The organism is Pectobacterium versatile (genome assembly GCF_003932035.1).
Lineage (GTDB): Bacteria > Pseudomonadota > Gammaproteobacteria > Enterobacterales > Enterobacteriaceae > Pectobacterium > Pectobacterium versatile.
The window spans coordinates 4,329,064-4,355,591 of record NZ_CP034276.1 but is presented as its reverse complement, the minus strand read 5'-3'; the positions used below and the strand labels follow the sequence as shown (position 1 = coordinate 4,355,591).

The 26,528-nt window shown below is 50.7% G+C and carries 21 protein-coding genes and 1 tRNA gene; 18 read left to right on the top strand and 4 right to left on the bottom strand.

Going from position 1 to position 26,528, the window contains the following annotated elements:
* Positions 1 to 14: 14 nt before the first annotated feature.
* Entirely contained in the window at positions 15 to 899 is an 885-nt protein-coding gene (locus tag EIP93_RS19675; protein ID WP_125233161.1) for a LysR substrate-binding domain-containing protein, read from the bottom strand.
* A 251-nt stretch (positions 900 to 1,150) separates the two neighbouring features.
* Here EIP93_RS19675 and EIP93_RS19670 point away from each other — a divergent pair, with 251 nt between their 5' ends.
* The 12 genes from EIP93_RS19670 (at position 1,151) to EIP93_RS19615 (ending at position 14,853) form a co-directional block, all read left to right on the top strand.
* Positions 1,151 to 1,768 (top strand): LysE family translocator, encoded by a 618-nt coding sequence (locus EIP93_RS19670; RefSeq protein WP_125233160.1) that lies wholly within the window; start codon positions 1,151 to 1,153, stop codon positions 1,766 to 1,768.
* Positions 1,769 to 1,907: 139 nt separating this feature from the next.
* Positions 1,908 to 2,957, top strand: a complete 1,050-nt coding sequence (locus tag EIP93_RS19665; RefSeq protein WP_103861954.1) for an NAD(P)-dependent alcohol dehydrogenase — start codon at positions 1,908 to 1,910, stop codon at positions 2,955 to 2,957.
* A gap of 384 nt (positions 2,958 to 3,341) precedes the next feature.
* A complete protein-coding gene (locus EIP93_RS19660) occupies positions 3,342 to 5,048 on the top strand; it encodes a DUF6138 family protein (protein WP_103861953.1) in 1,707 nt (568 codons plus the stop codon).
* 69 nt (positions 5,049 to 5,117) lie between these two features.
* Positions 5,118 to 6,044 (top strand): D-2-hydroxyacid dehydrogenase, encoded by a 927-nt coding sequence (locus EIP93_RS19655; protein ID WP_125233159.1) that lies wholly within the window; start codon positions 5,118 to 5,120, stop codon positions 6,042 to 6,044.
* Between the two features lie 223 nt (positions 6,045 to 6,267).
* Entirely contained in the window at positions 6,268 to 7,746 is a 1,479-nt protein-coding gene (locus EIP93_RS19650; RefSeq protein WP_125233158.1) for a hypothetical protein, read from the top strand.
* 288 nt (positions 7,747 to 8,034) lie between these two features.
* Positions 8,035 to 8,110: transfer RNA gene (locus EIP93_RS19645), tRNA-Gly, on the top strand.
* A 458-nt stretch (positions 8,111 to 8,568) separates the two neighbouring features.
* Entirely contained in the window at positions 8,569 to 9,039 is a 471-nt protein-coding gene (locus tag EIP93_RS19640; RefSeq protein WP_125233157.1) for a hypothetical protein, read from the top strand.
* Positions 9,040 to 9,118: 79 nt separating this feature from the next.
* Positions 9,119 to 10,024 carry a hypothetical protein gene (locus EIP93_RS19635; RefSeq protein WP_125233156.1) on the top strand — a complete coding sequence of 302 codons (906 nt, stop codon included), beginning with the start codon at positions 9,119 to 9,121 and terminating at the stop codon, positions 10,022 to 10,024.
* A gap of 170 nt (positions 10,025 to 10,194) precedes the next feature.
* Positions 10,195 to 10,896: an ABC transporter ATP-binding protein gene (locus EIP93_RS19630; protein ID WP_125233155.1), complete on the top strand. Its 702-nt coding sequence runs from the start codon at positions 10,195 to 10,197 to the stop codon at positions 10,894 to 10,896.
* Positions 10,889 to 12,136, top strand: a complete 1,248-nt coding sequence (locus EIP93_RS19625; protein WP_125233154.1) for an ABC transporter permease — start codon at positions 10,889 to 10,891, stop codon at positions 12,134 to 12,136. Before EIP93_RS19630 ends, EIP93_RS19625 begins: the two co-directional genes overlap by 8 nt.
* Entirely contained in the window at positions 12,129 to 13,595 is a 1,467-nt protein-coding gene (locus tag EIP93_RS19620) for a TolC family protein (RefSeq protein WP_125233153.1), read from the top strand. The genes EIP93_RS19625 and EIP93_RS19620 overlap by 8 nt, the downstream gene beginning before the upstream one ends.
* Entirely contained in the window at positions 13,588 to 14,853 is a 1,266-nt protein-coding gene (locus tag EIP93_RS19615; protein WP_109225556.1) for an efflux RND transporter periplasmic adaptor subunit, read from the top strand. The genes EIP93_RS19620 and EIP93_RS19615 overlap by 8 nt, the downstream gene beginning before the upstream one ends.
* 172 nt (positions 14,854 to 15,025) lie before the next feature.
* Here the strand turns inward: EIP93_RS19615 and EIP93_RS19610 are convergent, their stop codons facing one another.
* Positions 15,026 to 15,823, bottom strand: coding sequence for a hypothetical protein (locus EIP93_RS19610; RefSeq protein ID WP_125233365.1), 798 nt, complete (start codon positions 15,821 to 15,823; stop codon positions 15,026 to 15,028).
* 98 nt (positions 15,824 to 15,921) lie between these two features.
* The gene (locus EIP93_RS19605) at positions 15,922 to 16,374 is read right to left on the bottom strand and encodes a hypothetical protein (protein ID WP_103861990.1); all 453 of its coding nucleotides are present in this window, start codon (positions 16,372 to 16,374) and stop codon (positions 15,922 to 15,924) included.
* 521 nt (positions 16,375 to 16,895) lie between these two features.
* Here EIP93_RS19605 and EIP93_RS19600 point away from each other — a divergent pair.
* From EIP93_RS19600 to ahpF, 3 genes are all read left to right on the top strand, one after another.
* Entirely contained in the window at positions 16,896 to 18,545 is a 1,650-nt protein-coding gene (locus EIP93_RS19600; RefSeq protein WP_116586463.1) for a DUF4153 domain-containing protein, read from the top strand.
* A gap of 110 nt (positions 18,546 to 18,655) precedes the next feature.
* Entirely contained in the window at positions 18,656 to 19,219 is a 564-nt protein-coding gene (ahpC, locus tag EIP93_RS19595) for an alkyl hydroperoxide reductase subunit C (RefSeq protein ID WP_125233152.1), read from the top strand.
* A gap of 143 nt (positions 19,220 to 19,362) precedes the next feature.
* Positions 19,363 to 20,925 carry an alkyl hydroperoxide reductase subunit F gene (gene ahpF / locus EIP93_RS19590; protein ID WP_125233151.1) on the top strand — a complete coding sequence of 521 codons (1,563 nt, stop codon included), beginning with the start codon at positions 19,363 to 19,365 and terminating at the stop codon, positions 20,923 to 20,925.
* A 533-nt stretch (positions 20,926 to 21,458) separates the two neighbouring features.
* Here ahpF and queG read toward each other — a convergent pair.
* Positions 21,459 to 22,598 carry a tRNA epoxyqueuosine(34) reductase QueG gene (gene queG / locus EIP93_RS19585; protein WP_125233150.1) on the bottom strand — a complete coding sequence of 380 codons (1,140 nt, stop codon included), beginning with the start codon at positions 22,596 to 22,598 and terminating at the stop codon, positions 21,459 to 21,461.
* Positions 22,599 to 22,754: 156 nt separating this feature from the next.
* On the opposite strand from queG, the gene nnr reads away from it, so the two are divergent.
* The 3 genes from nnr to amiB are packed head-to-tail and all read left to right on the top strand — an operon-like array spanning position 22,755 to position 26,481.
* Positions 22,755 to 24,323, top strand: coding sequence for a bifunctional ADP-dependent NAD(P)H-hydrate dehydratase/NAD(P)H-hydrate epimerase (gene nnr / locus EIP93_RS19580; RefSeq protein ID WP_125233149.1), 1,569 nt, complete (start codon positions 22,755 to 22,757; stop codon positions 24,321 to 24,323).
* 5 nt (positions 24,324 to 24,328) lie between these two features.
* Positions 24,329 to 24,811, top strand: a complete 483-nt coding sequence (gene tsaE, locus EIP93_RS19575) for a tRNA (adenosine(37)-N6)-threonylcarbamoyltransferase complex ATPase subunit type 1 TsaE (RefSeq protein WP_095700697.1) — start codon at positions 24,329 to 24,331, stop codon at positions 24,809 to 24,811.
* Positions 24,808 to 26,481, top strand: coding sequence for an N-acetylmuramoyl-L-alanine amidase AmiB (gene amiB / locus EIP93_RS19570; protein WP_107333495.1), 1,674 nt, complete (start codon positions 24,808 to 24,810; stop codon positions 26,479 to 26,481). Before tsaE ends, amiB begins: the two co-directional genes overlap by 4 nt.
* Positions 26,482 to 26,528: the final 47 nt, after the last annotated feature.

Sequence of the window (26,528 nt, the reverse complement as noted above, 5' to 3'; positions counted from 1 at the left end):
CTTCCAGTGTGGGTTTAACAAGCATTCTCGACCCCTGAAAGGCCGGTGGAAATTTCCTGCATCAGCCAGGTATGAAATCGTACATATTTTTCATTTTGCTCAAGGGGGATAGGCGATAACAAATAATAAGCAGAACCTTCCCGCGCAAATCCATACGGTGCATGCAGTTGCCCGTTTGCAATCTCGTCCTGCACCATCAGGAAAGACGCCATTGCGATGCCTAATCCCGAAACGGCGGCCTGAATGCACAGATAAAAGTGCTCATAGTCCGCTCTGGTGCTGCCTTTGAGTGACACATGTGTCTGCCGCTGCCAGGTTGCCCACGCTTTCGGTCGCGTTCCGGTATAGAGCAAACGCATCCCTTCCAAACTGTTTTTGCGCTCGGTTTTGTCACGGCTTACTGGCCCCATCCATTCGTCACACACCTTTACCGCATGCGTTTGCGGATCCCAGTGAAAATCGTCACGCCGCAGCGCGAGGTCAACGCCGCTACGCACAAAATCAATCGGCCCGCCCGCAGCCACCAGATGAAGTTTGATATCGGGATGCGCCTGATTAAAAGCCGGTAGCCGCGGAATCAGCCATTTCATGGCAATCGTGGGCTCGCATGACAGTGTCAGCACGTCATCCTGTGCACTTTGCTGTAGCCGATAAACCGCGCCTTCAAGCTGTTCAAAAACGGACTGCGTGACCGTATGCAAAGAACGGCCCGCTGCGTTTAAAAAGATCGCGCGGTTGCGTCGTTCAAATAGCTCAACCCCCAGCGCCTCTTCCAGCAATCTGATCTGCCTGCTGACGGCACCATGCGTGACATGCAGGGACTCGGCGGCTTTAACAAAGCTACCGGTTTGTGCGGCCGCTTCAAAGAAGCGAAAAGAGGCTAACGAGGGAATTTTCATATACACGATGAAATTTGACAGATTTATACCAAGATAAATCGCTTTTTTGCCACATGCAAACGCTGAATAATCACACTTCACTTCAGGTGAATAAGGCCTAATAGCCTAAATCGTGAGGAAATATCGTGAGGGCCGTACCTTTGCTAGTCGTATTGCGTCAGTGATTTTTGCATTCCTCTTTTAGCCTGTTTGTTACCCATCTGTGCAAAATCATCGTGAAAGCGATAGCTTGCCGAACAAGGAAAACGTTAATGAATGAGTTAATTGCTGTCGCGACGATCACTATTTTGGCGGTGATCAGTCCGGGGCCTGATTTTGCTATGGTGACCCGCAACAGCTATGCCTTTGGTTCGCGTGCCGGTTTACTCAGCGCGTTTGGCATTGCCTGCGGCGTCCAGATCCATGTGATGTATACCGTTTTTGGCATCGCGGTATTCATTGTTAACTCTCCGATGATATTTATGGCGATGAAAATTCTGGGAGCGTCATATCTGATTTATCTGGGGTATAAGTCATTAACCAATAAGACAAAAATAAAATTAGAAGAAGCGTCCGGTAATGCGCCGTCATCGCTTGCTGCGTTTCGCATGGGTTTTCTCACCAATGCACTTAACCCAAAAACCATGCTGTTTGTCGTCGCTACGTATACTCAGGTCGTGCAGCCCGGTAGCCCAATGAGCCATAATTTTGGCTATGGGTTATTCATGTCGGTGGCGCACTGGGTCTGGTTCAGTCTTGTTGCGCTGTTTTTTGCTGCACCGGCCATGCGTCGCCGACTGATCGATCGTCAACATTTGGTCGATAAAGGTATCGGTGTTGCCCTGATTGCATTAGGCGCGTCTCTGGCATTGACCAAAATTACCCTCTGATGAGGTGAGATTCATCGGATCGGGCAAGAAAACCATCGGAATGCTATACCTGTCTGCTGAGGGATTTAGGAAAATAGTCGATTTCTTAACATGATCGATTCTCAACATGATCGGTTTCTCAACAGAAAAGGAAATAGCCATGCTTGTACATGCGTATGGGGCCCATGCGGGCGATAAACCTCTTGAACCGTTGCAGATCGTCCGTCGTGCGCCGGGAGCCCACGATGTCCAGATTGAGATTGCGTACTGTGGTATCTGCCACTCGGACCTGCATCAGGTACGTGCGGAATGGGCAGGAACACAGTTTCCCTGCGTGCCCGGCCATGAAATCGTCGGACGGGTATCTGCGGTAGGGGCACATGTCTCCGCCTTTAAGGCGGGCGATCTGGTCGGTATTGGCTGCATCGTGGACAGCTGTCGACACTGCGAAGAATGTGATGATGGCTTAGAAAACTACTGTGATGGCATGGTCGGCACGTATAACGGCCCGTCTGCGGATGAACCCGGCTGGACGCTTGGCGGCTACTCCCAGCAGATCGTCGTGCATGAGCGCTATGTGCTGCGCGTTCGTCATTCAGAGGCGGAACTGGCTGCGGTCGCACCGCTGCTGTGTGCAGGGATTACCACCTATTCCCCGCTGCGCCACTGGAATGCTGGGCCGGGTAAGAAGGTCGGCGTTGTGGGTATCGGCGGGCTTGGTCACATGGGGATCAAACTGGCGCATGCCATGGGCGCTTATGTTGTGGCGTTCACCACGTCTGAATCCAAACGTGAAGATGCGAAGGCGCTGGGGGCAAATGAAGTCGTGGTGTCTCGTAACGCAGAAGAAATGGCAGCGCACGCGGGCAGTTTCGATTTAATCCTGAATACCGTTGCTGCGCCGCACGATCTGGATGCGTTTCTGGTTCTGCTGAAGCGCGATGGCGCGCTAACGCTGGTCGGTGCGCCTGCGTCACCGCATCCTTCTCCGAACGTGTTCAATCTGATCATGAAACGCCGTACGGTGGCGGGATCGATGATCGGTGGCATTCCTGAAACGCAGGAAATGCTGGATTTCTGTGCCGAGCACGGGATTGTTTCCGATATTGAGCTTATTCGCGCCGACGAGATCAATGAGGCCTACGAGCGGATGCTTAAAGGCGATGTGAAATACCGCTTCGTCATTGATAACGCCACGCTGAACGCCTGATTGGCCTGTTCCCACAGCACGGATTTCCCCGTGCTGTGGGGCTGTCATGACATGATTTATCACGCCTTCTCTGCATCATGAGAAAAACCACACCATCGTAATTTCCTGTCACCAACGACGCGTGAATGCGGTACTATTTATCGTCATGTCTTTATGCCAATGCGTTGATTTTCCTTCTCTATCACAGCGAAAAGACAGTTTAAGATAAGCATTTATCCTGATTTCGCCCTCCTGCTATGTTCGCTACATTTCACTGCTACGGAATGACGAGAAAGGCAAAAAATAGTGCTTTCGTGCTACCTTTTTGGCGGTTGGTAAATCTCATCAATACCGTGTTTTGGGGCAACGTTTCATCTGCGATAAATAATAAGGAAAAAGAGAAAAATGACGGATAGGCATTCAAACGAAGCTGGGGTATCACTACCACACGAACGACCTATGCAGGATGAAATGCTGGCGATAATCAGCGAATGGTTTGATGCGCTGGAGAAAAGAGTCGATGTCGATAAGGTCGTATTGCGAACAACGCTGCAGGCGGGCATCCATAACGATGTGATACTGGATTATGCGCCCGGGCGGACGTCGATATCCGCTAAGTCGAAGCGTGATGCTGATGGGCTATCGATCGGTAGCAGAAAAGGGGCATTGAGCGTCGCGCAGATACAGGAAAATCTCGTTCCTGTGTTGACTCAGGCTATCGCGCAGCGTGTTGAGAAACTGGCAGAGACTGCGGTGATTGACTATCGGTTTTGCTTTCGCGCCATCTTCCCAGCAACCGAAGGCCGGCTGCTGATTACGCTGTTTACGTTCACTAACGACGTGAAAAAACAGCGGCTACTTGAGTTTATTCACGCCTATATCGAGCAGTATCTTACTCATGGCACTGCGCCGACAGAACCGTTACAAACGTTCTTTCTGGTTCGTCATTTGCTTGATGTGCATCTCTTTCCCTCGCTGGATATCCGTTGGATCATGACTCTGCTTGAGCAGATTCAGCAGCGAAACGCAGGGAGTGCCGAATTGTCTGAGCATCGACGCACGATTACCCGCGTGTTAAGAACGTGGGTTGATCAGCAGTTTTTGTTGCGCTACTGCGATGTGTCCCAGCCTGAGCATTTTTTTGAGCCGGATAGTTATACCCTCAAACCTGGCATCGCACTGGATGTGCAGGATTCACAAACGCTTCATCCCGTTGAATTAGTCCTCTATGCGGCCATCATGATTCTGCGTTATGAGCCTTCCTACAGTAAGTCTCAGGCGCTGGAATATCTGGATATCGCGAAGCAGTTGGGCTATCCGCGTGCGCTAAGCATCATGGAAGAGGGAAGTGGTGCGTTTGAGAACGCGCAGATTAACCTGAAGAACGAATCGGTCGAATGCGTGGCGAATGATGTGTTTTCGACCATCACGGTACGTATTCGTAAGGAAAGCGCCGAAGCGTATGAGCAGGCGCTGCTTTTCATTACGCGCTTACTGACGCTCGGTTTTCCAAAGAGCTACAAGATCGTTCTGAAATCGTCGGCGCGACAGTATCTTCCCATCAAGGGGCTGGCAAAATCGGATACCCACCGCTTTTTTGCTAACGCGTTGCAATATGCATCGAACTATCCGCTTCTTGAGGATTATGCGCGTACCGCGATTGAGGAATTTGAATGGTACGCGGATTCGGAAGGCGAAAAGTGCTGCATGCCGGGAAGCTATGCGGTATTCGGGCTGGGTCTGACCGATGCTGGGTATTTCCCACTCGTAAAAGAATATATGGAAAGCGTGGATGACGAACATCAATCGGTACAAGATGCCTTCATTCGTGCATTTTTCGATAAGCATGGTGTGACGGCACAGAACGTGGCGACTTTGGTTGCTTGCCTGAGCCATGCGACGGAAAGGCTAAAGCTGAATATGCTGCCTGCGCTAGAAGATGACGCGCTGTTCGAACAACTGGTCGACGAAGTTCGGATGCGAGAACCTGCTGTGATAGAACATATTTTGTATCTCATCTGGGACAATACCAAGAAACTCGCGGCGTTGGTGAAAAAGTCGGAAGCGAAGCGCGGCGCGTTATTGACGTCGCTTATTCAGGCTTCTGCCTAATCCTAAACGCAATGACGACAATAATTAGGGTGAGGCCGAAGGTGCTTTACCCTATTAAGGAACGTGCTTATGACCGCTATTCTGCTGCTGGACTCGCGTGCCGATGAGATTGGCTCTGTCTTACATCATGCTGCGCCGGAGCTTGAGCTGGTGCTCTCAAACGGTACGGCAGAGCAGGCCGCGAACTGCCCGATTTGGCTGGGTGAGCCTGATACCGCCGCCGCATTGCTGGCTCAGGGAGCCAAACCACAGTGGCTACAGTCTACCTGGGCAGGGTTCAAACCACTGTTGGCCGAGGGGCTACCGCGAGATTACCGCTTAAGCCGCGCCGTTGGCGTGTTTGGTCAGCCGATAGCCGAATATGTGATTGCCTATATGCTCAGGCATGAATTGCGTCTAGGGGAGCGGCAAATCAGTCAGGAAGAGCGGCGCTGGGATCACCGTTTACCGGGATCGCTGGCGGACAAAAAGGTGCTGATTGTCGGTGCGGGAGAGATCGGCTGCGAGGTTGCTGGTTTTTTACGGCCTTTTGGCGTTGAGCTATACGGCATTGTCAGTACGCCAAGACAGAGGCCTGATTTTAAACGGATCATGAGCTTAGCGGAGTTACCCGCTGCGGTACCGGAGGCCGATTATGTGATCAACCTTCTGCCGGACACCTCGGCAACCACCGATATCTATGATGCAAGTCTGTTTGCCGCCATGAAGCCTTCGGCGCTGTTTATCAATGTCGGTCGCGGGAGTGCCGTGGTGGATGATGATTTACGGGCGGCGCTATGTGATGCGCAGATTGCGGGAGCAGTGCTGGATGTATTCAGGCAAGAGCCGTTGCCGTACAGCCATCCGTTCTGGAAAACGCCGAACCTGACGTTGACGGCACACATTGCTGGGCCGATGGTGCCTGGACTGATGGGACGATTATTCCTGGAGAATCTTGCTCGTTTCCAGGCTGATAATACGCTGCGTGGCGAGGTGGATTTTAGTCGCGAGTATTAAATAATTATTTATTAAATAATTAATGAGTGAATTAATTGTATTTGATAATAATTTTAATTCGCTCATTTAAAACATTTCATTTTAAATATTTTTGTAAGATCTTATTGAGATTATACGTCGTGTCGGTGTAATACTACCTCCGCTTAACGTTCAGTATTTGTTAAATATTAAATAATAAGTCTGCATTCTATTTGAGAATACTCAAAGATAAGGAAATATTGGGATGAAATACCATCGTTTAAATGTATATCTTGCGGCTGCCGGATTGGCATTCTGCATGGGTTCAGCGATCGCTGAAACCAGCGTTTCTGTCGAAGTGAAGGATATTGGGAAACTACAAAAGAAAGGCACGGTTTCTGTATTTGATGCTCCCAATAGTATACAAGCACATGCCGCAAGTAATTATAAATTCCACAAAGCTGAAAATGAGGGAGTTGTCGTTATTACTCCCAATGCACCAGCTGCGAAGGCTGATGCAAACAGCGCACAAAAAAAGTCGTTATCAAGCAGTCAGGCTCTGGCCAATGACAGTTCATTCACCCCGCTGTGTCCAACCCTTGCAGTAAACTCAATCTATACGCTGGATGGACTGCAAAGCGGAGGTAGCGCCTGCTATCACTTTGAGATCACTCAGCGTTCTAAAACAACCGCTTTCGTTGTAGGCATGAGCCCTGAAACCGATATTGCTCTTAGTTTGATGCGGGACGATGGCCAGAATAATGTGACGGCAATTAATTATTCAAACCAAGCAGGGAATGCTGATGAAGCTACGTTGGATTTAACTCCACCGGGGCACTATTACTGGTTTATGGAGGCCAATACGGCAGATGGCTCCGGTTTTAATTTTGGCGCTATCGTTAATACAAATGTTGATGCCTATGAGTTAAATGATATTCCTTCTCTGGCATATCCTTTATCCGATAATCTGAGGGACATTGAAGGCAACTCTGATAGTGATTCCGATGCGGATTACTACGTATTTACCGCAACTCGTGGTCAGCATGTTTTACTTCGCTTAAATGGCGTGACGAGTGGAACAAATAACAACTGGTTACTGGCGTCTTCCTCTGATGGCGGTACTACCTGGACAACCCGTAATACCGGACAGGAAATTACGATCATTCCATCTCAGCCTAATGAGAATATTTTGGTGAGAGTGTTGCCTAATCCATCAAAATTACCGACAGTGTCTCAGAAATATAAGTTAACGTTGGGCTCCAAAATTGTCCGATTTAGCCACTCTGTTACGGGGGAAAGTACCGTCCTGCGTATCCCAAATGCTGCACCGACAGCTTTTGGTTTTATGACCACGCAAGCCTATCGGGATGTTACCTGGGGAGTGACGATGGAGGATTCCACCGGAGCGGGTATTCCAAACATCGTGGCGATTCTTATACTCGACCAACGAGAAAACAACGGTGAGTTAGAGTTTAATGCTGCCAATGCCCACGGAATAATCACTGATGCGAACGGCAAGGCTTCTGGGTCTGTGAAATTGGATAACTGTTATGCTGATTACACGACACAGTTCCAGGACTACAGTCAGGGCTATATTAATACGTGGAGAACAACTTACGATGTGGGCGCATGGCGTATTGAAGTCCCAGATCAAAGCGGTGTTGGTGTGGGGGGTAACAACTCTACTCACGTCACATTTGGGCACATCTGTAAGCAAACTTTGCTGAAAAGCGTAAAATCCTGATACTCACAAGCCAATGAAAGATCAGGCCGCCTTAACCTCGGGCGGCCTTGTTGTAGGTGGCCTCATGGCTCTGCCACCACCGCGCATAGCTGGTTGAAGCTGGGGGTAAGGTTTTTAGTGAAAAGGGCTTGCCACGTTAAGTTGATTGGTACATAATGCTGACCGTCGAATTACTTAGTCAGTAAATAGTGATTAAATTCATTGTGTTACATGTGATTTGGCAGGATTTAATGGATTTTGGTTTCGGCACTTTTTGCTGAAAGTAAAAGATAATAAATCCGATTCTCTGCGGGAATAGCTCAGTTGGTAGAGCACGACCTTGCCAAGGTCGGGGTCGCGAGTTCGAGTCTCGTTTCCCGCTCCAAAATTTTTTATCGTCTTCATACTCTCCCTCCCAATCTCATATCTGTCTTTTATTGCTTATAATGCTTTGTTTATCTTCATCAAACGTTCGAGATTTCCGCGCCGAAATGAAGCGGCTACCTACCTGATAATAGGTATATAGATAAAAATATACTGGCTCTACGAATATAGTTACTTCTCTTATTGTACTGATATGTTGGTATGGCGTTTATCACTGTTATCGACTAAATAAACTAAATTTAACAATAAGATATAGCCATAGCCACTTTTTATTAGTATCAGTAATATGTTAATTTAATTAGCTTATTAATAATAAGCGTGATTAATGTTATTCGGTATTGAAAGTTATTTTTTCCTAAGGTTTTTTTTAATTATGCCGTTTATTTGTTTCGGGTCTTATATCTAAAAATTATTTTTAGATATAATGAGTAACGTAAAAAGCTAATCAATGGATGGTTCATGAAACAAAAATTACTTTCTCTGCCTTCGCTTATTATTGCTGCTGCTATTACTTTCCCTGCACAAGCCGCTACTGGCAGCATTACGAAATCAGAGTCGGCAAAAATCATTTTTATTCTCTCAACTGGCGAGGGGTTATCAGGGCTGAATGGGTTTTTCGCTAATTCAGGAAATTTCACTCCAGGTACGCTTAACAAGCCCAAGACGTTGACACAAGTAAGATATGAGGTAGCTGCTTATCCTCAGTCTCTTACGGATTCTGTTCAATTATGCTACTTACAACCTTATCAAAGTCTGCCGACAAGATGTATTACAGTACCAAGTGGCTCGTCTGGCACGACCACACAGTTCAATGATCTACGTTTTGATACTGGCGTGGGTCTACAAATTCGGCATGAGGTTACTGGCCGTCCTGGTGATAATGTTCGGCCTTCTCGTAAAGAAAGTGTGACGTGGGATTATAGCTACTGAGCTTCTGCTCGCATTCGTCTGTGGCGATAGTGCTGCTATTGCCACTTAATTTCGGCCAAAATACAAAGAGATATACACCATGAAAGTCAGTACGGCGGCAACGGCTTATACTCAGACGACGAATTCAGAAAATACTATTAAAAAATCAAAAATATCACCGGCTTCACAAGTGGAAAGTGCGCAAGGCCAAGCCTCCTCAACCTCTGGGCAAATTACACTCAGCGGTAAAGCGATTATGCTGTCCCGATTGTTTGGCGATTCGAATTCAGAGCCATCAGTGCAAACGCAATTGACACAGGCCACCATGTCTTTGCCTTCCAGCCATTTTCTTACCCGTAGTGATCGTGAGGTGCTCTCCGAACTCTATTCTCAAGCACAACAACAGGGCGTAGATTTGAGCTATGTTGATGATCTTGCCAGCGATCTAGGGAGTTATCGTATGTTCGGTGGTGTGATGGCGAATGTAAACTCTGGGGGCATGTACGATGTGAACGGGCATGCGCAACGTTTTCATTTCACTGATTCCGACGATGCGATTGCCACGCGAATTCTAACGGGGCAAGGTATATCATCTACGAGTTTGGATCAGGGATTTCTGCGTTATCAGCTCGATCCCGGTTTTTCATTCAATCACCGGACAGATTTTTCGTTTCTTGAACAGGTGGTCAATAAATTTGGTTCGGGAACCGTTGAAGCGGGCCAATCTATTGATGCGAAATTTTCTACTTATACACATGAGAGGAAGGATAACTTTGTTATCGAAACTTCCAATGAAGTTGTGCTTTCTGTCGAAGAACCGGATGTACGTTCTGTAGATGGTGTTTTCATCATTACAGATACTGGGCGAAAAAATGGGTTTGAGATGGTTAATGGTGAACCTGTTCAACGCCTTGTCGAAGGCTCTCATTCCATTATCGATATCTTACGTGCCGCTGAAACCAGCGAGACAAGTATTCGACGCTGGTGGCAGAATCTTTTGCAGTAACGTGAGTATGAATTTGGGCATAAGCCTATATGAGGATAGATTCCTTCATCGAAAATTCATGAGCAATCTACCAACGATGGAGAAAGTGCCTTGGGCGGCTTTTCCTAAAGCACAAACAGTAGGATAATTCGACTACTGTGATGCTTTCGGGGATCAGTAAAGAGGCAAGGATGTCTAATGAAAGAGTAACGGATCTGATCTGTTTACAAGGTATTTCACACCTCTACAGTACCGGTGCTTCCTCTCAATCGGTGCTGCACGATATTTCACTGTCCATTCCTGCCGGGCAAAGTTGTGCGATCGTGGGCGCATCGGGTTCCGGCAAAAGTACCTTGCTCAATATCATCGGTTTGCTCGATCAGCCTGTATCTGGCCGTTTATTGATCGCTGGGCAAGATATGTCTCAGGCGAGTGCTGATGATCGTGCCATCGTGCGTAATCAAGTCATTGGTTTCGTCTTCCAGAGTTTTAATTTACTGCCGCGTCTGGATGCGTTGGATAACGTTGCGCTTCCCTTGACCTATCGTGGCGTCTCGCGGCAGGCTGCCCGACAAGCCGCGCAAGTACAGTTAGCGCGCGTTGGTCTTGCCGAGCGAACCCACCATCGGCCAGCCGATCTGTCTGGCGGCCAACGTCAGAGGGTGGCAATTGCGCGTGCGCTGGTTGGTGAACCCGCACTTTTGCTAGCGGATGAACCGACTGGAAACCTCGACAGCCAAACGGCTGATGACATCATCACGCTATTGCTGGCATTGAACCGCGAGCAGGGGACGACGCTCGTGATGGTGACGCATGACGAAAGCATGGCCTGCCGTATGGCTCGGCGCATTCATGTGCAGGATGGCCGAATCCATGAGGTAAACCATGTCTGATTCTCGTTCACGGGTGAAAGATCGTCAGGTGCGCCGATACCACTATGGCCCTTCACTGCAACAGCGCCTGCTTGAGCCGTTGAACAGTCTTATTCTTCTGGGACGGCGTGCTGTTCTGGCCCTACTGGGGATCGCCGTGGGATGCGGCTCCGTTGTTGCTTTGCTTAACGTTGGCCACAATGCGGAAGCCGAAGCCATGGGGGTATTCAGAGGAATGGGTAGCGATCTGTTGGTTGCCACCGTTCAGAATCGGGCGGGCAACCATGCTACCGGTTCGGCTCCTGCTGACCTGGATATCACTGTTTTGCGAAAAAATCTGCCTGATATCGAGGCGGCAACCCCGTTAATTGTTACCTCCACCGAGGCGCGGCTGCGCGGCCGTTCGCTCAGCACTATGGTGGTGGGGAGCAGAGCGGAATTGTCGGACGTATTAGAGCTGAAGCTTGCGCAAGGCCGCTACCTGAGTGATTTCGATGAGCAAAGTACTTACATCGTGTTGGGGGCGAATGTTGCGGAACAGTGGGCATCGCAGGGTGGCGTAGCTGCTTTAGGTGAGCGCGTGCAGGTGAGTGGATACTTGTTTGAGATTGTGGGAATCCTTCAGCCACAGGGACACAACCCTCTGGTTCCCATCTCAGTTGATGATTCTATTCTGATGCCTATCTCAGGTATGCGCCGTGTCATGCCAACACCGCAGATCGTCAGTGTGATTGCGCGTAATGGCAACAGTGACACGCTGATGCAAACGGGAGCGCAGTTAAAGGATTATTTGTCCCCCCTGATGCCGAAGTTTGATATCGGTGTGCAAATCCCACAGCTGCTACTGGAGGGAATGGCGCAGCAGTCCCGAATGTTTTCATGGCTGCTGGCGGGTTTGGGAGGGATTTCCCTGCTGGTAGGTGGGGTAGGAGTGATGAATGTCATGGTGATGAATGTGTCTGAGCGCCGTCGTGAAATTGGTGTTCGTATGGCGCTGGGTGCACGACCGCGCGATATTGCGGGGCTGTTTTTGCTGGAGGCCGTCGTGCTGTCCGCCTGTGGAGCTCTGATCGGGGCGGTGTGTGGCGTTGTGGCGGCGTGGCTGTTTGTCTTTTTTTCAGACTGGTCAGCCTTTTCACTTTCCGGATTGTCACTTCCCCTTGGCATTGGCAGTTCATTGGCGATTGGTCTGTTTTTTGGACTTAACCCAGCAATGACTGCGGCTCGGCTCGAACCCGTACAGGCGCTACGCGATGCGTAAATCTATCCTGTGTTTACTGATTTTGTTTTCTGCCCATCAAGGGTATGCAGAAATGGATTTGACTCCTTCTCAGGCGACGCGACAGGGGCAGGCGACAGTCAGCACATCGCTGAATGCACAAACTATCGATCTCACGCTGAGCGATGCTATTTATCTTGGATTGCGCGACAATCGCGCGATCCGTAGCGCCTATCTGGATCGTATCGCGCAGAAATTTGATCTTCGTGTTGCGGAGGATCGTTTTACTCCCAAACTGTCGCTAACGGGCAGCTACCTTTCCAATCGTAATCAAAGCGATCGTTATCGGCAGGGCAATCTAACGCCGACGTCGACACTGCTCACGCCTTATGGCACCCGTTTTAGCCTGGGCTGGACCTACCGCCACACGCAGGCTGATAGTGCGGGGCTGTCACGTAATGATGGAGCGAACATCACAGTGATTCAGCCTTTGCTTCGCGGTGCCGGTAAAGAGATCACCACCGCGCCCGTTCATATTGCGCAGTTGACTGAGCAGTTAAATCGTCTGACGCTGAAATCCACCGTTTCACAGACGATTACCCAGATTATCTCCGCCTATCGGGAGCTGCTGCGCTCGCAGGAACAACTGCAAATCGCTCGTGATGCGCTGGCTCGTGCGCGTCAATTGGTTGAGGTCAACCGTGCGATGATTGCCGCAGGGCGCATGGCTGAATTTGAAATTGTGCAAACCGAAGCTGAAGTTGCCACGCAGGAACTGGCGCATGAGGAAGCCAGAAACCAGCTGGATACCGCGCGCCTTGCGCTGTTGCAACTTCTGGCGCTGGATTTAAATACGCTGATTGTGGCAACGGAATCGATGCAGGCACAGCGCGTTGATGTCAACGCCGCACAGGCATTGAAACAGGCCGAAGCCTCCCGACCGGCTTATCTCGCCCAGCTCATCGCTAACGAGCAGGCTGCACTCGGTCTGGCGGTGGCACGTAACGATCGCCTGTGGGATGTCTCGCTAATCGGGGGCGCGAGTCAGGTGCGCGACCGCGCAGCCCAGAGCAGTACCTCACGAACTTGGGAGAATTATGTTGGCGTGCAGGTGGAGATCCCTATCGGCGATCTGAGTACCCGCCAGGCGGAGGTACAAGCGAGAGTCAATGTGCGTAACCAGCACATTCAACTGGATGAAGTCAGGCAGCAACTTGAACGCGATGTCGCCAATGCGGTGCGTGATATCGGTACGCGCTGGCGGCAGTTCGAGATCTCCCAGCGTGCACGCGATTTGTCGCGCCGAAAGTTGGAAATTGAACGAGAAAAGCTCACGGTTGGGCGTTCCAGTAACTTTCAGGTACTGAGCTTCGAGAACGATTTACGCAACGCAGAAAATGCCCGTCTTAATGCTCTGATCGGCTACCTCAATGCGCAAGCTGAACTGGATGAGACGCTGGGCACCACATTACAAAGCTGGGATATCGCACTCAATGATTAGGCATCACTTTTGGTCTCAACTGCGCCGGCGTCACCTTATTGTATTGCTGTTGATTGTGGCGCTAGGCATGCTCACTTGCCTGCTGGCAGGGCGCGCGAATGAACAGGAAAGCGCGCCTCAGGGGCAATGGTTACCTGTCCAACCTCAATTATTGGAGAATCAATTAGGGTTGGTTGGACGCATTCAGGCCGCGAAGCAGACAACGCTGGCGGCTCCTTTTGAAGGCATTATCCGCGAGGTATTGGTGCGTGAGGGACAACGAGTCGAACAAGGGCAAACGTTACTGATACTGGATCCCGAGCAAATTGAGATTCAGCTACGTCAGGCGCAGGCCGAAGTACTCAAGACGCAGCGCGAGGTACAATCGCTCAGACAGTGGGAGCAAAGTGCTGAGGTATCACGTGCGCGGCGTGCGGTAAGCTCAGCTCGGTCTACTTTTAGCAATACGCAAGCCAATCTTCGGGATACACAGGCGCTGTTCGAACGTGGCATCGTCGCGCGTATGGAGGTTGATACGTTAAAGCAGCAAATTCGTTCGCAGGAGCAGGACCTGAGCGCCGCACAAGAGGAGTTGCGAACGGTGCTGGCGCGTGGGAACGGTGAAGATCGTAAGATTGCGGAGATGGAGTTGACCAACGCACAGGTACGCTATCAGATGCTGGCTACTCAGGTTGAACGACAGACCGTCAAGGCTCCGTTTAGCGGTTTTGTGGTGCGCCCGGCTACGCCTGATAACAGCAAACCTGTAGTCATCCAACCTGGTTTGCTGGTCAGCCAGGGATCGCCGTTGTTTGGCGTCATTGCTCAGGACCGTTTTCAGGTGGCGACTCGGGTAGAAGAGACTGATCTGCATCAACTGCAAGAGGGGATGGTGGTTAACGTGACCGGGGATGGGTTTGCCGGACAGACCCTGACAGGAAAGGTTGCTTCGATTGATATGCAGGCCGATGCTGCTGAGATGTTAGGCAGCGGCGCTTATTATGATGTGGTGGTGTCACTTGATACGCCGTTGGCGGATTTAAGGCAAAATATTCGACTGGGGATGAGCGCACGGCTGGCTATTATTGTCTATCGTAATGAGCACGGTATCGCGGTGCCTGCACAGGCTGTGCAGACTGATGAGAATGGTCATGCCTATGTGGTTTACCGTCCGACTGCTGACACACCGTCAAAGAAAATTAACGTGACGTTAGGGAAAACGGTGGCGCAGGGCGTAGAAATCTCCGGGCTGGAGGCGGGTGAAGTACAGGTTCCGTAATTATCAGCTTAAGCATGTGTATGTGTCTGATACTAGAAACGATAATGGTGAGTGTGTCGGTTTCTATTTTTTGACGCAGAAGTGGGTGTTAGGGGCGTTAGCACATGCTTGCCGTTTATTTCCCCTGAACACCCGCCTCGAAAATTAGCGACCGTAGGACAATTGATTTTGCTTATTCAGCCTTTCCCGCAGGGGGGGTATTGCTCCCCATTGGGATATTACGTGGTAAAAGCAGGTCGAACAGATTGTTCAGCGGGTTCGCATTTTTCCCTGGCTCGCCGGTCACAAAGTTGTAATCCATTTCGATTAGATGTTTGAGTCGAGATTCATAGTTGGCGGGAGCCTGTACCTGTTCGATTAACGGCAAGCCTTCATAGTGTTCCAGAACAAGTTTGAAGAACTCGGTTTGTTTAAATTCCCCTCGATTCCATTCTTGCTTGCTTTGCGCTACGACTCGATGGCTCCAGGCGCTTTCTATTTCATTTGATTCATGCAGTGCTGCTCTGCGCTCGTTGACGGTAAAAGTATTGCTATCATCGTAAATAATGAGTGAGAGCTGATCGCGGGAGAGTCCTTTAAAGGGGTTTGAGCCATGACCGTTAGCGAAGTCATTAGCTTGCTTTGCGCGAGCAAGTAATTGCGGGTCGTCAGTATCCGGTAATTCTTCAGCTAGCGCTTTTCGGCGGCTTTCATAGCGGCTACCAGCCAGTTCCTCAATGACTGAATGTGCATATGACGCCAGTTTTCCACGGCTATTGCTGCTATCCCTTGCTTCTGCGCGTGTTGCGGCATCACTCAACTGTCGTGCAAGCGACGATACGCTGCTTTTATCTTTTGTTGTTGATTCATTTGAGGATACGGATGACGTCGTTTTGTTCGACGTGTTGCCTGTTACCGCAGATGAGTTTGTTTTTGCCGTGTCTCTAACATCAATGCTTTTGGTGGCGGGAAGGTTATTTAAATTAATCATCTTCAGGTTTCCAGGTAGCAGGCTGATATCTGAAGGATAAGCCACGCTAAAAGGTGGCTTATCCAATTTACTCATGTAAATGCTTCACCTGAGTGGTTCTATCTCATGGTGATTTCAACATCTGAATCATAAGTTGTGACACTGGCATAAGTGACTCGCAGATCGCATCGAGCACCGTTGCTTGGCGTTGTACTCTTCGTCCACTGTGGGATTTTATTCCCCAGAACGTATTTTACAGTATAGGTCATATCAAATTGACAGACTTTAGTTCCAATCTTGTAGCGAACGTGCATTGAACTCACGTCATTGTATGGGCTGGAGATCGTATAAGCATTTGATTGTCCAGCTAAGACGGAAGCCATTGGTGTCGGGGATGCGTTCGCTTGTGAGAAGACTTCTGCGGTTGTCGTCGGTGAGAATATTGCAGCTGGAGCGGAGGCCGACCCTAAATTCTTAAATGTTACATTGAATTTCGGGCCTGCATTGGCGGCAGCTGACGCTAACAGTGCTGTTGCAACAATAGACGATAACAATACTTTCTTTGTATTCACTTGAAAAACTCCATGTATTTTCATCTGAGGCTACAGTCTTTTATCCTTACTCATACCATAGGGCGGAATACAGCGTCTGCGCGCTGTAGCCATAAGACTCAGACAAACCGCGATATGGGTATTAGTATAAAATCGGCAATTGAATTAAATAACTTTAATTCTTTGTGGTTATGTTGAAATAGGTTTATGGCCGTATTGATATATTCAGGACGCTATTTTACTGAGCTTGTTATTATTTAATTCCAGTGATGTTTTATTTTAATATTATTTCCATTGAATTATATTTATTGCTAATTTTTTGATGTGGCTATTCTGAATGCGTTAAATTTTAGCGTACTGTCTCGTGGTGTTATTACGGAAAAACAGGGTGTTGCAAACTTGTCACCGAAGCGTGATACCTGAAACGTTTGCTTGTAGACTGCTCGTACTATTCTCATCTTGCTACCCCACATCATTCGAGTGGTGAAAAAGTTTCTACACCACCGCCCGACATGTGATGTACGTCGATAAAAGGATTTGCCATGTCCGCCCATTCTCCATCGTTAAAGTTTTATCTGGCTATTGGTCTGCTTCAGGGGCTGCTACTTGTTGCCGCGCTGGAAATGGAAGAAGGCGTTCTTCAGGCAATGTTGATAACGATGGCGACGGTTGGCGGCATCAGCCTGCAACTGCTGGAACGCACTCTCTTTGTGAAAAAGACGTGGCTGTTGGCCAGCGCGCTGACTGTGCTGATGACGGCAATCAGTGGCTGGGTTCTCTCCGAAAGTGGATTATTCCGGTTGCTGGATTCCTGGGTGCTATGTGGCATCCTCCTCGGTTATATCTGCTGTACGTTCATTTGCAGTTGGCCAGACCGTGAAGGGCGATGGCCGTCCTATGACTCACTCTGTAAACACGCCTGGATCAATATTTTTACTGTGCTATTAGCCTGGCTATTAGTTTTGGTGGTCGTGTTGCTGCTCGTGCTGTGCGGCATGCTGTTCAACATGTTGGGATTCCGGCAGGTGAGTAAAGTATTCAGCCATTACCGCTTCTATATGCTGCTCTTGCCGGTGGTGTTTTCTATCGGCATGTATATCGGAATGACCAAAGAAGCGGTAGTCGGACTGCTGCGTGGAATTCTGCTGTCGGCCTGCCGTTTCCTGCTGCCGTTTAGTGCACTGATCACGGTGGTGTTCACCTTGACGCTGCCTTTTAGCGGCCTGGAACCGATATGGAATACCGGCCGTTCTACCGTCATTCTGCTATGCCTGATGGGCGTGAACTTATTTTTGATTAACTGTGCGTCTCAGGATGATAACGAGGGCCGCACTTATCCGACGGCGCTACGCGTGCTGGTTAGCGCCAGTGTGCTGTGCCTGCCGATTTTGGTTGGATTAGCTGGCTATTCCAGCTGGCTGCGCATCGAACAATATGGCCTGACGCCTTTCCGCTTTCAGTCGATCTTCGTCGTGGCGATCGCGATGCTTTACAGCGTGGCGATGGTATGGGCCGTCATTCGTCGTTCTGGCGTCTGGCTGGGACATTTGCGGACGAGCAATCCGCTGCTCGCTGCCGTCATCTGTGTTCTGGTGATATTGCTGCATACGCCGTTATTAAACCCAGAGGCATTTAGTGCGAGAAATCAGGTTCAGCGCCTGCTTAGCGGGAAAACGCTGGTTGATAAGTTTGACCTGTGGGCGCTGCGCGATGACTTAGGAACAGCGGGTAGGCAGCAGTTTACCTGGCTGGCTGAAGAATTGAAGCAAGACCGAATACTGGACGCTACCGCGCGTCAGGTACTGCTCGATCGGTTGCAGGGACGCCCTGCAAAAGTACGTCCTGTTCAGGTTGAATGGGTTGGTCCGTTGGAGGACGGGATAGAAAGCATGTTGCAGGGCGACAATCTAGGCAATCGATGTAGAGAAGCAGCTTGTCTGCTCTTCGCGATTGATTTGACCGGTGATGGCCGTAACGAAGTGCTCATCTTCCCCAGAGCGGGTTGGGGTGGAGGTGGCAAGATCCTCGCCCGTGATGAAAAAGGGCAGTGGCAGATTGCAGCCAGATTATTTGGCTCGGTGGGCACGGAGCAGCTGATTGAACTGATTAAAGACGGCAAGGTCGAGGCTGTTACACCACGCTTCAAGACGGTCAGGATCGGTGAGGAGAACTTGGAGATAGCGTATCCCTGATTTTACGCTACGTTAGGTATTACTTATTGATTCGATAAAGACAACGGATTGGTGATGGTGGTCACATTTCTGTACTTTAGCCACATGCGAAAACACATGAGGATAAAGTGATGTCAGTAATTAATACCCAAGTTAAACCATTCAAAAACATGGCTTTCAAAGACGGTCAATTCATCGAAGTGACTGAGAAGAACATCGAAGGCAAATGGAGCGTGTTCTTCTTCTATCCGGCTGACTTTACGTTTGTCTGCCCGACCGAACTGGGTGATGTCGCTGACTATTACGACGAATTCCAAGAGCGTGGCGTGGAAATCTACTCTGTTTCCACCGATACCCACTTCACGCACAAGGCGTGGCACAGCAGCTCTGAAACCATTGGCAAAATCAAATACACCATGATCGGTGACCCAACGGGCCAGCTGACGCGTAACTTTGAAAACATGCGCGAAGCAGAAGGTCTGGCCGATCGCGGTACCTTCATCGTTGACCCACAGGGCATCATTCAGGCGGTAGAAATCACGGCAGAAGGTGTTGGCCGTGATGCATCTGACCTGCTGCGCAAAGTGAAAGCAGCTCAGTACGTTGCTTCTCACCCAGGCGAAGTGTGCCCAGCCAAGTGGAAAGAAGGCGAGGCTACGCTGGCTCCGTCTCTGGATCTGGTTGGCAAAATCTAAGCTAACACCTCGGAAAACATAACTGTAGAAAACATGGCCTTTTTTGTCGGGTGCGTTGCACCCGATTTTTCTGGCCCGGCTTTTGGGGCCAGCACCCTGCACGATTTTGCCTTTGTACCTACTTGCCTAATTAAGGACGACCGATGCTCGACAATACGATGAAAGTCCAGTTGAAAGCCTATCTGGAAAAATTAACCAAACCTGTTGAGTTGATTGCGACTCTGGATGACTCCGCCAAATCTGCTGAAGTCAAAACCCTGCTGGCTGAGATTGCTGAGCTGTCCGATCGGGTAAGTTTTATTGAAAAGAATGATCTGGCAGTGCGTAAGCCTTCATTCCTGATTACCAATCCAGATTCCCAAAGCGGCCCGCGTTTTGCTGGTGCGCCGATGGGACACGAATTTACTTCTTTGATTCTGGCGTTATTGCAGGTGGGCGGCCATCCGTCGAAAGAAGCAAAAGAATTGCTCGATCAGATTCGTCATCTTGACGGTTCGTTCCACTTTGAAACCTATTACTCGCTGTCCTGCCACAACTGCCCGGACGTGGTGCAGGCGCTGAATTTAATGGCGGTGTTGAATCCGAATATCACCCATACCGCGATTGACGGCGGCGTGTTTCAGGATGAGATTCAAAGCCGTAATGTGATGGGCGTTCCTACCGTTTTCCTGAACGGTGAACACTTCAGTCAAGGGCGGACGAGCCTGGCTGAGATTGTGACTAAAATCGATACCGGCGCCGGCGCTAAACAGGTTGAGAAGCTGAACCAGCGTGACGTCTATGATGTGTTAATCATCGGTAGCGGTCCGGCGGGGGTAGCAGCGGCGGTCTATTCGGCGCGTAAAGGCATCCGTACCGGTTTGGTCGGTGAGCGTTTTGGTGGTCAGGTACTGGATACCGTCGATATCGAAAACTATATTTCCGTGCCGAAAACGGAAGGTGCCAAATTGGCGACCGCGCTGAAGAGCCATGTTGATGACTACGATGTCGACGTGATTGATGCGCAGAGTGCAGAGGCCCTCATTCCTGGCGGTGAACCGGGTAAACCGCATCAGGTGATCACCGTATCCGGCGCGACGCTGAAAGCGCGCAGTGTGATCATTGCGACCGGCGCACGCTGGAGAAACATGAATGTCCCCGGCGAAGATCAGTACCGTACGCGTGGCGTAACGTACTGCCCGCACTGTGATGGCCCGCTGTTTAAAGGCAAGCACGTTGCGGTGATTGGCGGTGGAAACTCTGGGGTAGAAGCGGCTATCGATCTGGCTGGTGTAGTGAAGCATGTCACGTTGCTTGAGTTTGCACCGGAACTGAAAGCGGATTCGGTATTACAGGAAAAAGTGCGTAGCCTGCCGAACGTTGACATCATCCTGAATGCGCAGACTACAGAAGTGAAAGGCGATGGGCAGAAGGTGACGGGGCTGAGCTATAAAGATCGTATTACCGATACGGCACACGATTTAGCGCTGGAAGGGATCTTCGTGCAGATTGGCCTGCTGCCTAACACCCACTGGCTGGAAGGTACGGTAGCCAGAAACCGCATCGGTGAAATTGAGATCGATGCCAAGTGCGAAACCAGCGTAAAAGGGGTATTTGCTGCCGGTGACTGTACGACGGTGCCGTATAAGCAGATCATTATCGCGACGGGTGAAGGCGCAAAAGCGTCCTTGAGTGCCTTCGATTACCTGATCAGAACCCGTGCATAACATCGGCCGGTTGAGGGCGGAGGTGGAGGTGGACATATTTGCCATCCTTCTGCTTCTCTGACGACGATCTTAACGTCCTGCGCGGCGATGCCTCATCAAGAGGTGTCGCCGCGTTTTTGCTTTTGATCGTAGAATTTTTCTTTCGATCGTAAAAATTAGATCTCAGCCCTTGCCAAAGGACAATAAGAAATTCATAATGCACGCCGCTTTGTGCTGTTGCCCGTTTTTTACTGTCTACACAGCATCATATTTCGAGCACAAGCGTTACCTCAATCCACATCATTTTTTATCAGTTAATACAAAAAATCATATTCTTCTTAACAGACTTATCCACAGGCTGTCTGTTGGTTATTTATTAATCACGCTATGTTATTGATAAAATACTGTAGAGTATCTTATTGATATCTATTCATAAATTTTACTTATAAAACGTTATAACGATCGCTTGTACTTTTTGTGACAGTTGATTGGCAACGGTTTTTTTTATTTATTCACAGCGCGTGCGACAAACTGATGACAATAGTTTGAGCGGCTCACGCATCACGCGGTAATCCTTTCTCTACTGCACGAATAAGTCGCTTTTTCTGTGTGGATTGGACGTCAATTCCCAGTGACGCGCGGCGTTTCAACTGCTGACGAATTGCCCAGTGGATATGTTCATCCAACAGTTCGCTTTCACCCAGACGGGCTTGCAGTGCCAGCACAATACTATCCTGATAGGGGGCATTCCCCAGTGCGACGGCAATATTGCGTAGCCAGCGGAGATGGCCGATGCGCCGGATCGGCGATCCTTCCGTAATCCGCAGAAATTTCTCTTCATTCCAGCCAAATAATGCCAACAGTTCCGGCGTATGCAGCGCGGCACGTGGGCTGAAATCCGCCTCGTCGGTAAGCTGTGAAAACCGATTCCACGGGCAAATCAGCTGACAGTCATCACAGCCATAGATGCGATTACCCATGAGCGGACGAAATTCTTCAGGAATCGGACCTTCCAATTCGATGGTCAGATAGGAAATGCAGCGGCGGGCATCAACGGTGTAAGGGGCGACAATCGCGCCAGTTGGGCAGGTGGTCATGCAGGCGACACATCGGCCGCACTGTTCTTCCTGTGGCCGATCGACGGGCAGGGGTAAATCGATCAGCAGTTCACCCAGAAAGAACCAGGAACCGGCTTCTCTGTTCAGAATGAGTGAGTGTTTACCAACCCAGCCAAGTCCGGCTTTCGCAGCCAAAGGGCGTTCCATCATGGGGGCAGAATCGACAAAGGGGCGAAAATTCAATTCACCGCAGTATTCCTGAATCTGGTCTCCGAGCTTTTTCAGACGCTGGCGCAGCAGCTTGTGATAGTCGCGGCCCAGCGCATAGCGGCTAACGTAGCCGAGCTCTGGGTTTTTTAAGGTGCTGGCGAAGGCGGCTTTGGCGGGAAGATAATTCATACGTACGCTGATGACGCGCAGTGTACCGGGCAGCAGCTCATGCGGACGCGCCCGTAGCATACCGTGGCGCGCCATCCAGTCCATTTCCCCGTGATATTGCTTATCCAGCCAATCCTGAAGTCGAGGCTCTTCTGCGGACAAATCGGTGTCGCAGATGCCGACCTGCTGGAACCCCAATGCCTGTCCCCATTGTTTGATGTGTTGCGCTAATTCGTTGAGATCGTAGGGGTATGACATGATGGGCCACAGAAATAAACAAGACGTGCTGATATTACCATATTCGTGCCGCAGAGCCGATGCCTGCTGAGATGCGCGGAATGCTGGCGGTCGTTTAGGTTGCTTGCTAATTTTAAGTCATTGTAATGAAAAAATTGTAATGAAAACTAAGAGCAGATGATGACGGATCACGACCAAAAACGAGAGGATGAGTTGCCTGACTCGGTGTTTTACGCCGAGTGGGTGCGCCGTGAAGAAGCCAGAGCGGCCAGCGAGTCGGGGATTTCGCTGTGGGAACTCATGCAGCGTGCGGGAGACGCCGCATTTCAGGTGGCTCGCCAATGCTATCCCTCGGCTCGACGCTGGCGGGTGCTGGCCGGACATGGCAATAACGGCGGCGATGCATATGTGGTCGCCAGTTTGGCGCTGGCGGCGGGCATTGAGGTCGATGTTGTTGCTTGCGCCAGTGATAAGCCGCTGCCTGACGAGGCTCATCTTGCCCGGCAGCGCTGGCTGGAGCAGGGTGGCCGTGTTCAAGAAATTAGTGTGCAGGATAGCGATACGTCGTGGCCGGACGGGATCGATCTCACTGTGGATGGTCTGTTAGGAACCGGCCTGTCCGCTGCACCGCGTGCGCCTTATGCGGCGTTAATGACGCAGGCGAATGCCTATCCCGCTCCCATTGTTTCACTGGATATTCCCTCTGGCTTACATGCCGAAACTGGCGCTTGTGCGGGTGTAACGATCGGTGCGGCGCAGACGGTGACGTTTATCGCGCTGAAGCCGGGGCTACTGACCGGTCGCGCCCGTGAGCACGTCGGAACATTACATTATCATTCGTTAGGATTGCAGGCGTGGCTGGACGATCAAACCGCGCCGATACGGCGGCTGACCGTGGCGCAACTGCCCGAATGGCTGTCACCTCGTCCGGCTGGACAACATAAGGGTGATAACGGCAGGTTACTGGTGGTAGGTGGCAACGCTGGCTTAGGTGGTGCGGTATTGATGGCTGCTGATGCGGCGTTACACTGCGGCGCAGGGTTAGTGCGAGTGCTTACTCACAAACAGTATCAGTCGGCGTTTTTGACGACCCGGCCTGAGTTGATGGTGCAAGAATTGACGACAGAGACGCTGCGGCAGGGGCTGGAATGGGCCGATGTCGTGGTGATTGGACCCGGTTTAGGGCAGGATGACTGGGGTAAAAGGGCACTGCGTCTGGCAGAAAATTGTAACAAACCCATGTTATGGGATGCGGATGCGCTTAACCTGCTGGCAATCAATCCGCATAAGCGGCAGAATCGCGTGCTGACACCTCACCCCGGCGAGGCGGCACGTTTACTGAATTGCCGCGTCTCTGATATTGAAAGTGATCGCTTACTTGCGGCCAGAAAGTTGGCAAAACGCTATGGTGGCGTTGTCGTATTGAAAGGTGCGGGAACGGTGATTGTCAGCGAGCGAGACGAGGTTGCCATTGCTGATGTGGGAAACCCTGGCATGGCGACAGGCGGTATGGGTGATGTGCTGTCGGGTATCGTTGGCGGTTTGCTGGCGCAAAAGCTCTCGCTGTATGATGCTGCCTGTGCAGGGTGTGTCGTTCACGGCGCTGCGGCCGATTGGTTGGCAGCGCGACGCGGCACCCGAGGTATGCTGGCAACCGATTTACTGCCTGTGTTGTTTCGATATGTTAATCCCGAGCGGATGCTTCTAGAGCCGATGTTTTTAGAACCGATGTTTTTAGAACAATAGATAGAATGAAAAAAATAGTCTTACTTCTGCCGGATGAGGCAGCAACGATCTCTTTAGGCACGGCGCTGGCGAAAGCCTGTGACGGTGCTTGTGTTATCCACCTTTATGGTGATCTCGGTGCGGGGAAAACGACGTTTAGTCGCGGTTTCTTACAGGCGCGCGGTCATCAGGGCAATGTCAAAAGCCCCACTTATACGCTGGTCGAGCCTTATGCGTTATCGCCGCTGGCGGTCTACCATTTTGACCTCTATCGATTGGCCGACCCAGAAGAGTTGGAGTTTATGGGGATCCGCGATTACCTGACGCAGGATGCCATTTGTCTGATTGAATGGCCGCAGCAGGGTGCTGGCGTGCTGCCCGATGCGGATATCGAGCTGCATTTGCGCTATCAGGATCAGGGCCGACAGGCTGAACTGTCCGCTGTTTCTGCGGCGGGAGACGCGATGTTACAACGTTTTTCTCTTCAGCCAGGAACAACAGAATCATGATGAGTCGTATGGTTAAGCTGTTCATCGGCGTATGGCTGTTGCTGGCAGGAACGGCGTGGGCAGCCAATCTGTCGGATATCAAGGTGGACAATGCGTCAGGTCAGGCCACGGTGCGCCTGAGCTTTAGCGGTCAGCCTATTTATGCTTTTTTCCCGCTCAGTAACCCCGCCAGAGTGGTCATCGATATTCGTCAGACTGGCGTCATTCAGGGCTTGCCGTTGGATTTCAGCGGGCAAAATCTGATTAAGCGTGTGCGAACCAGTAACGCGCAGGACGCACAAAGCCTGCGTTTGGTGCTGGATTTGACTCAGGCGGCGAAAACGCGGGCGGTGACGCAAAAAGAAGGCTCGGGTTACGTTGTTGTCTTCACCATCACGGGTGATAAAGCGAAAACGGTGCAAGCCTCAGCGCCTCCGGCTTCACGACAGCAAAATAGTGCGCCGGCAGAACCCGCCAAAAATCCGTTTACCAACAAGCCTACTGTTGTCGTGAATAGCAATGCGTCGTCTACTACGCGAGTGCCGGCCCGACAGGGTAATGAACGGATTGTTGTGGCGATTGATGCCGGTCACGGTGGACAAGATCCTGGTGCGATTGGGACGAACGGGCTGCGGGAGAAAAATGTCACCATTTCTATCGCGCGTAAGTTACAAGCCTTACTGAATAGCGATCCGGCCTTTAAAGGCGTGCTGACGCGCGATGGCGACTACTTTATCTCCGTCATGGGGCGTTCGGACGTGGCGCGTAAGCAGGGAGCAAACCTGTTAGTGTCGATTCACGCGGATGCTGCGCCGAACCGCAATGCTAAAGGTGCCTCTGTCTGGGTGCTGTCCAACCGCCGCGCAAACAGCGAGATGGCAAACTGGCTGGAACAGCATGAGAAACAGTCTGAACTGTTGGGCGGCGCGGGCGATCTGCTGGCGAACAGCAGCGCGGACCCTTACCTCAGCCAGGCGGTGCTGGATCTGCAATTTGGTCATTCCCAGCGCGTTGGGTATGACGTCGCGACCAAGGTGCTGCGTGAGCTCCAGCGTGTTGGAGGGCTGCATAAACGACGTCCTGAGCACGCCAGTCTGGGAGTGTTGCGCTCGCCAGATATTCCTTCTCTGCTGGTGGAAACCGGGTTTATCACTAATGTCTCGGAAGAGCGGCTCTTGGGAAGTAACGACTATCAGGAAAAACTCGCCAATGCGATTTATCAGGGGCTGAGAAGTTATTTCCAAACACACCCGATGCAATCTCTCCCAAAGCAGGAAAGCCGCCCACTACAGTCGGCGGCAAGTGATACAGAAACGCCAGACGGTAACGTAACTGCGGCAAAAGCGAGTGCGGGCAGCACACGCCATACCGTTGCACGTGGCGAAACGCTCTCTTCGATTGCTCGGAGTTATGGCGTCAGTCTCGCCGCTATGCGTGGCGTGAATAAGCTGAACAAGGACATCGTCTGGGTTGGGCAGCGCTTGAATATTCCGGCGACAGGAACGAAGCAGACGGTATCAACACCTGCGCCCAAAAAGGCAGCACCAGTGAAGCATAAGGTCGTAAAGGGTGATAGCCTGAGTGCGATTGCTGCCCGTTACGGTGTCAGCATGAAAGAGATCCAACAGGCGAATAATATGCGCTCTGGCACGGTACAACTGGGGCAAACGCTGGTTATTCCGTCTGCCTGATTCTTCATGCTGACGATGTCGATAGATTGAGGATAGTAAGAGGGATA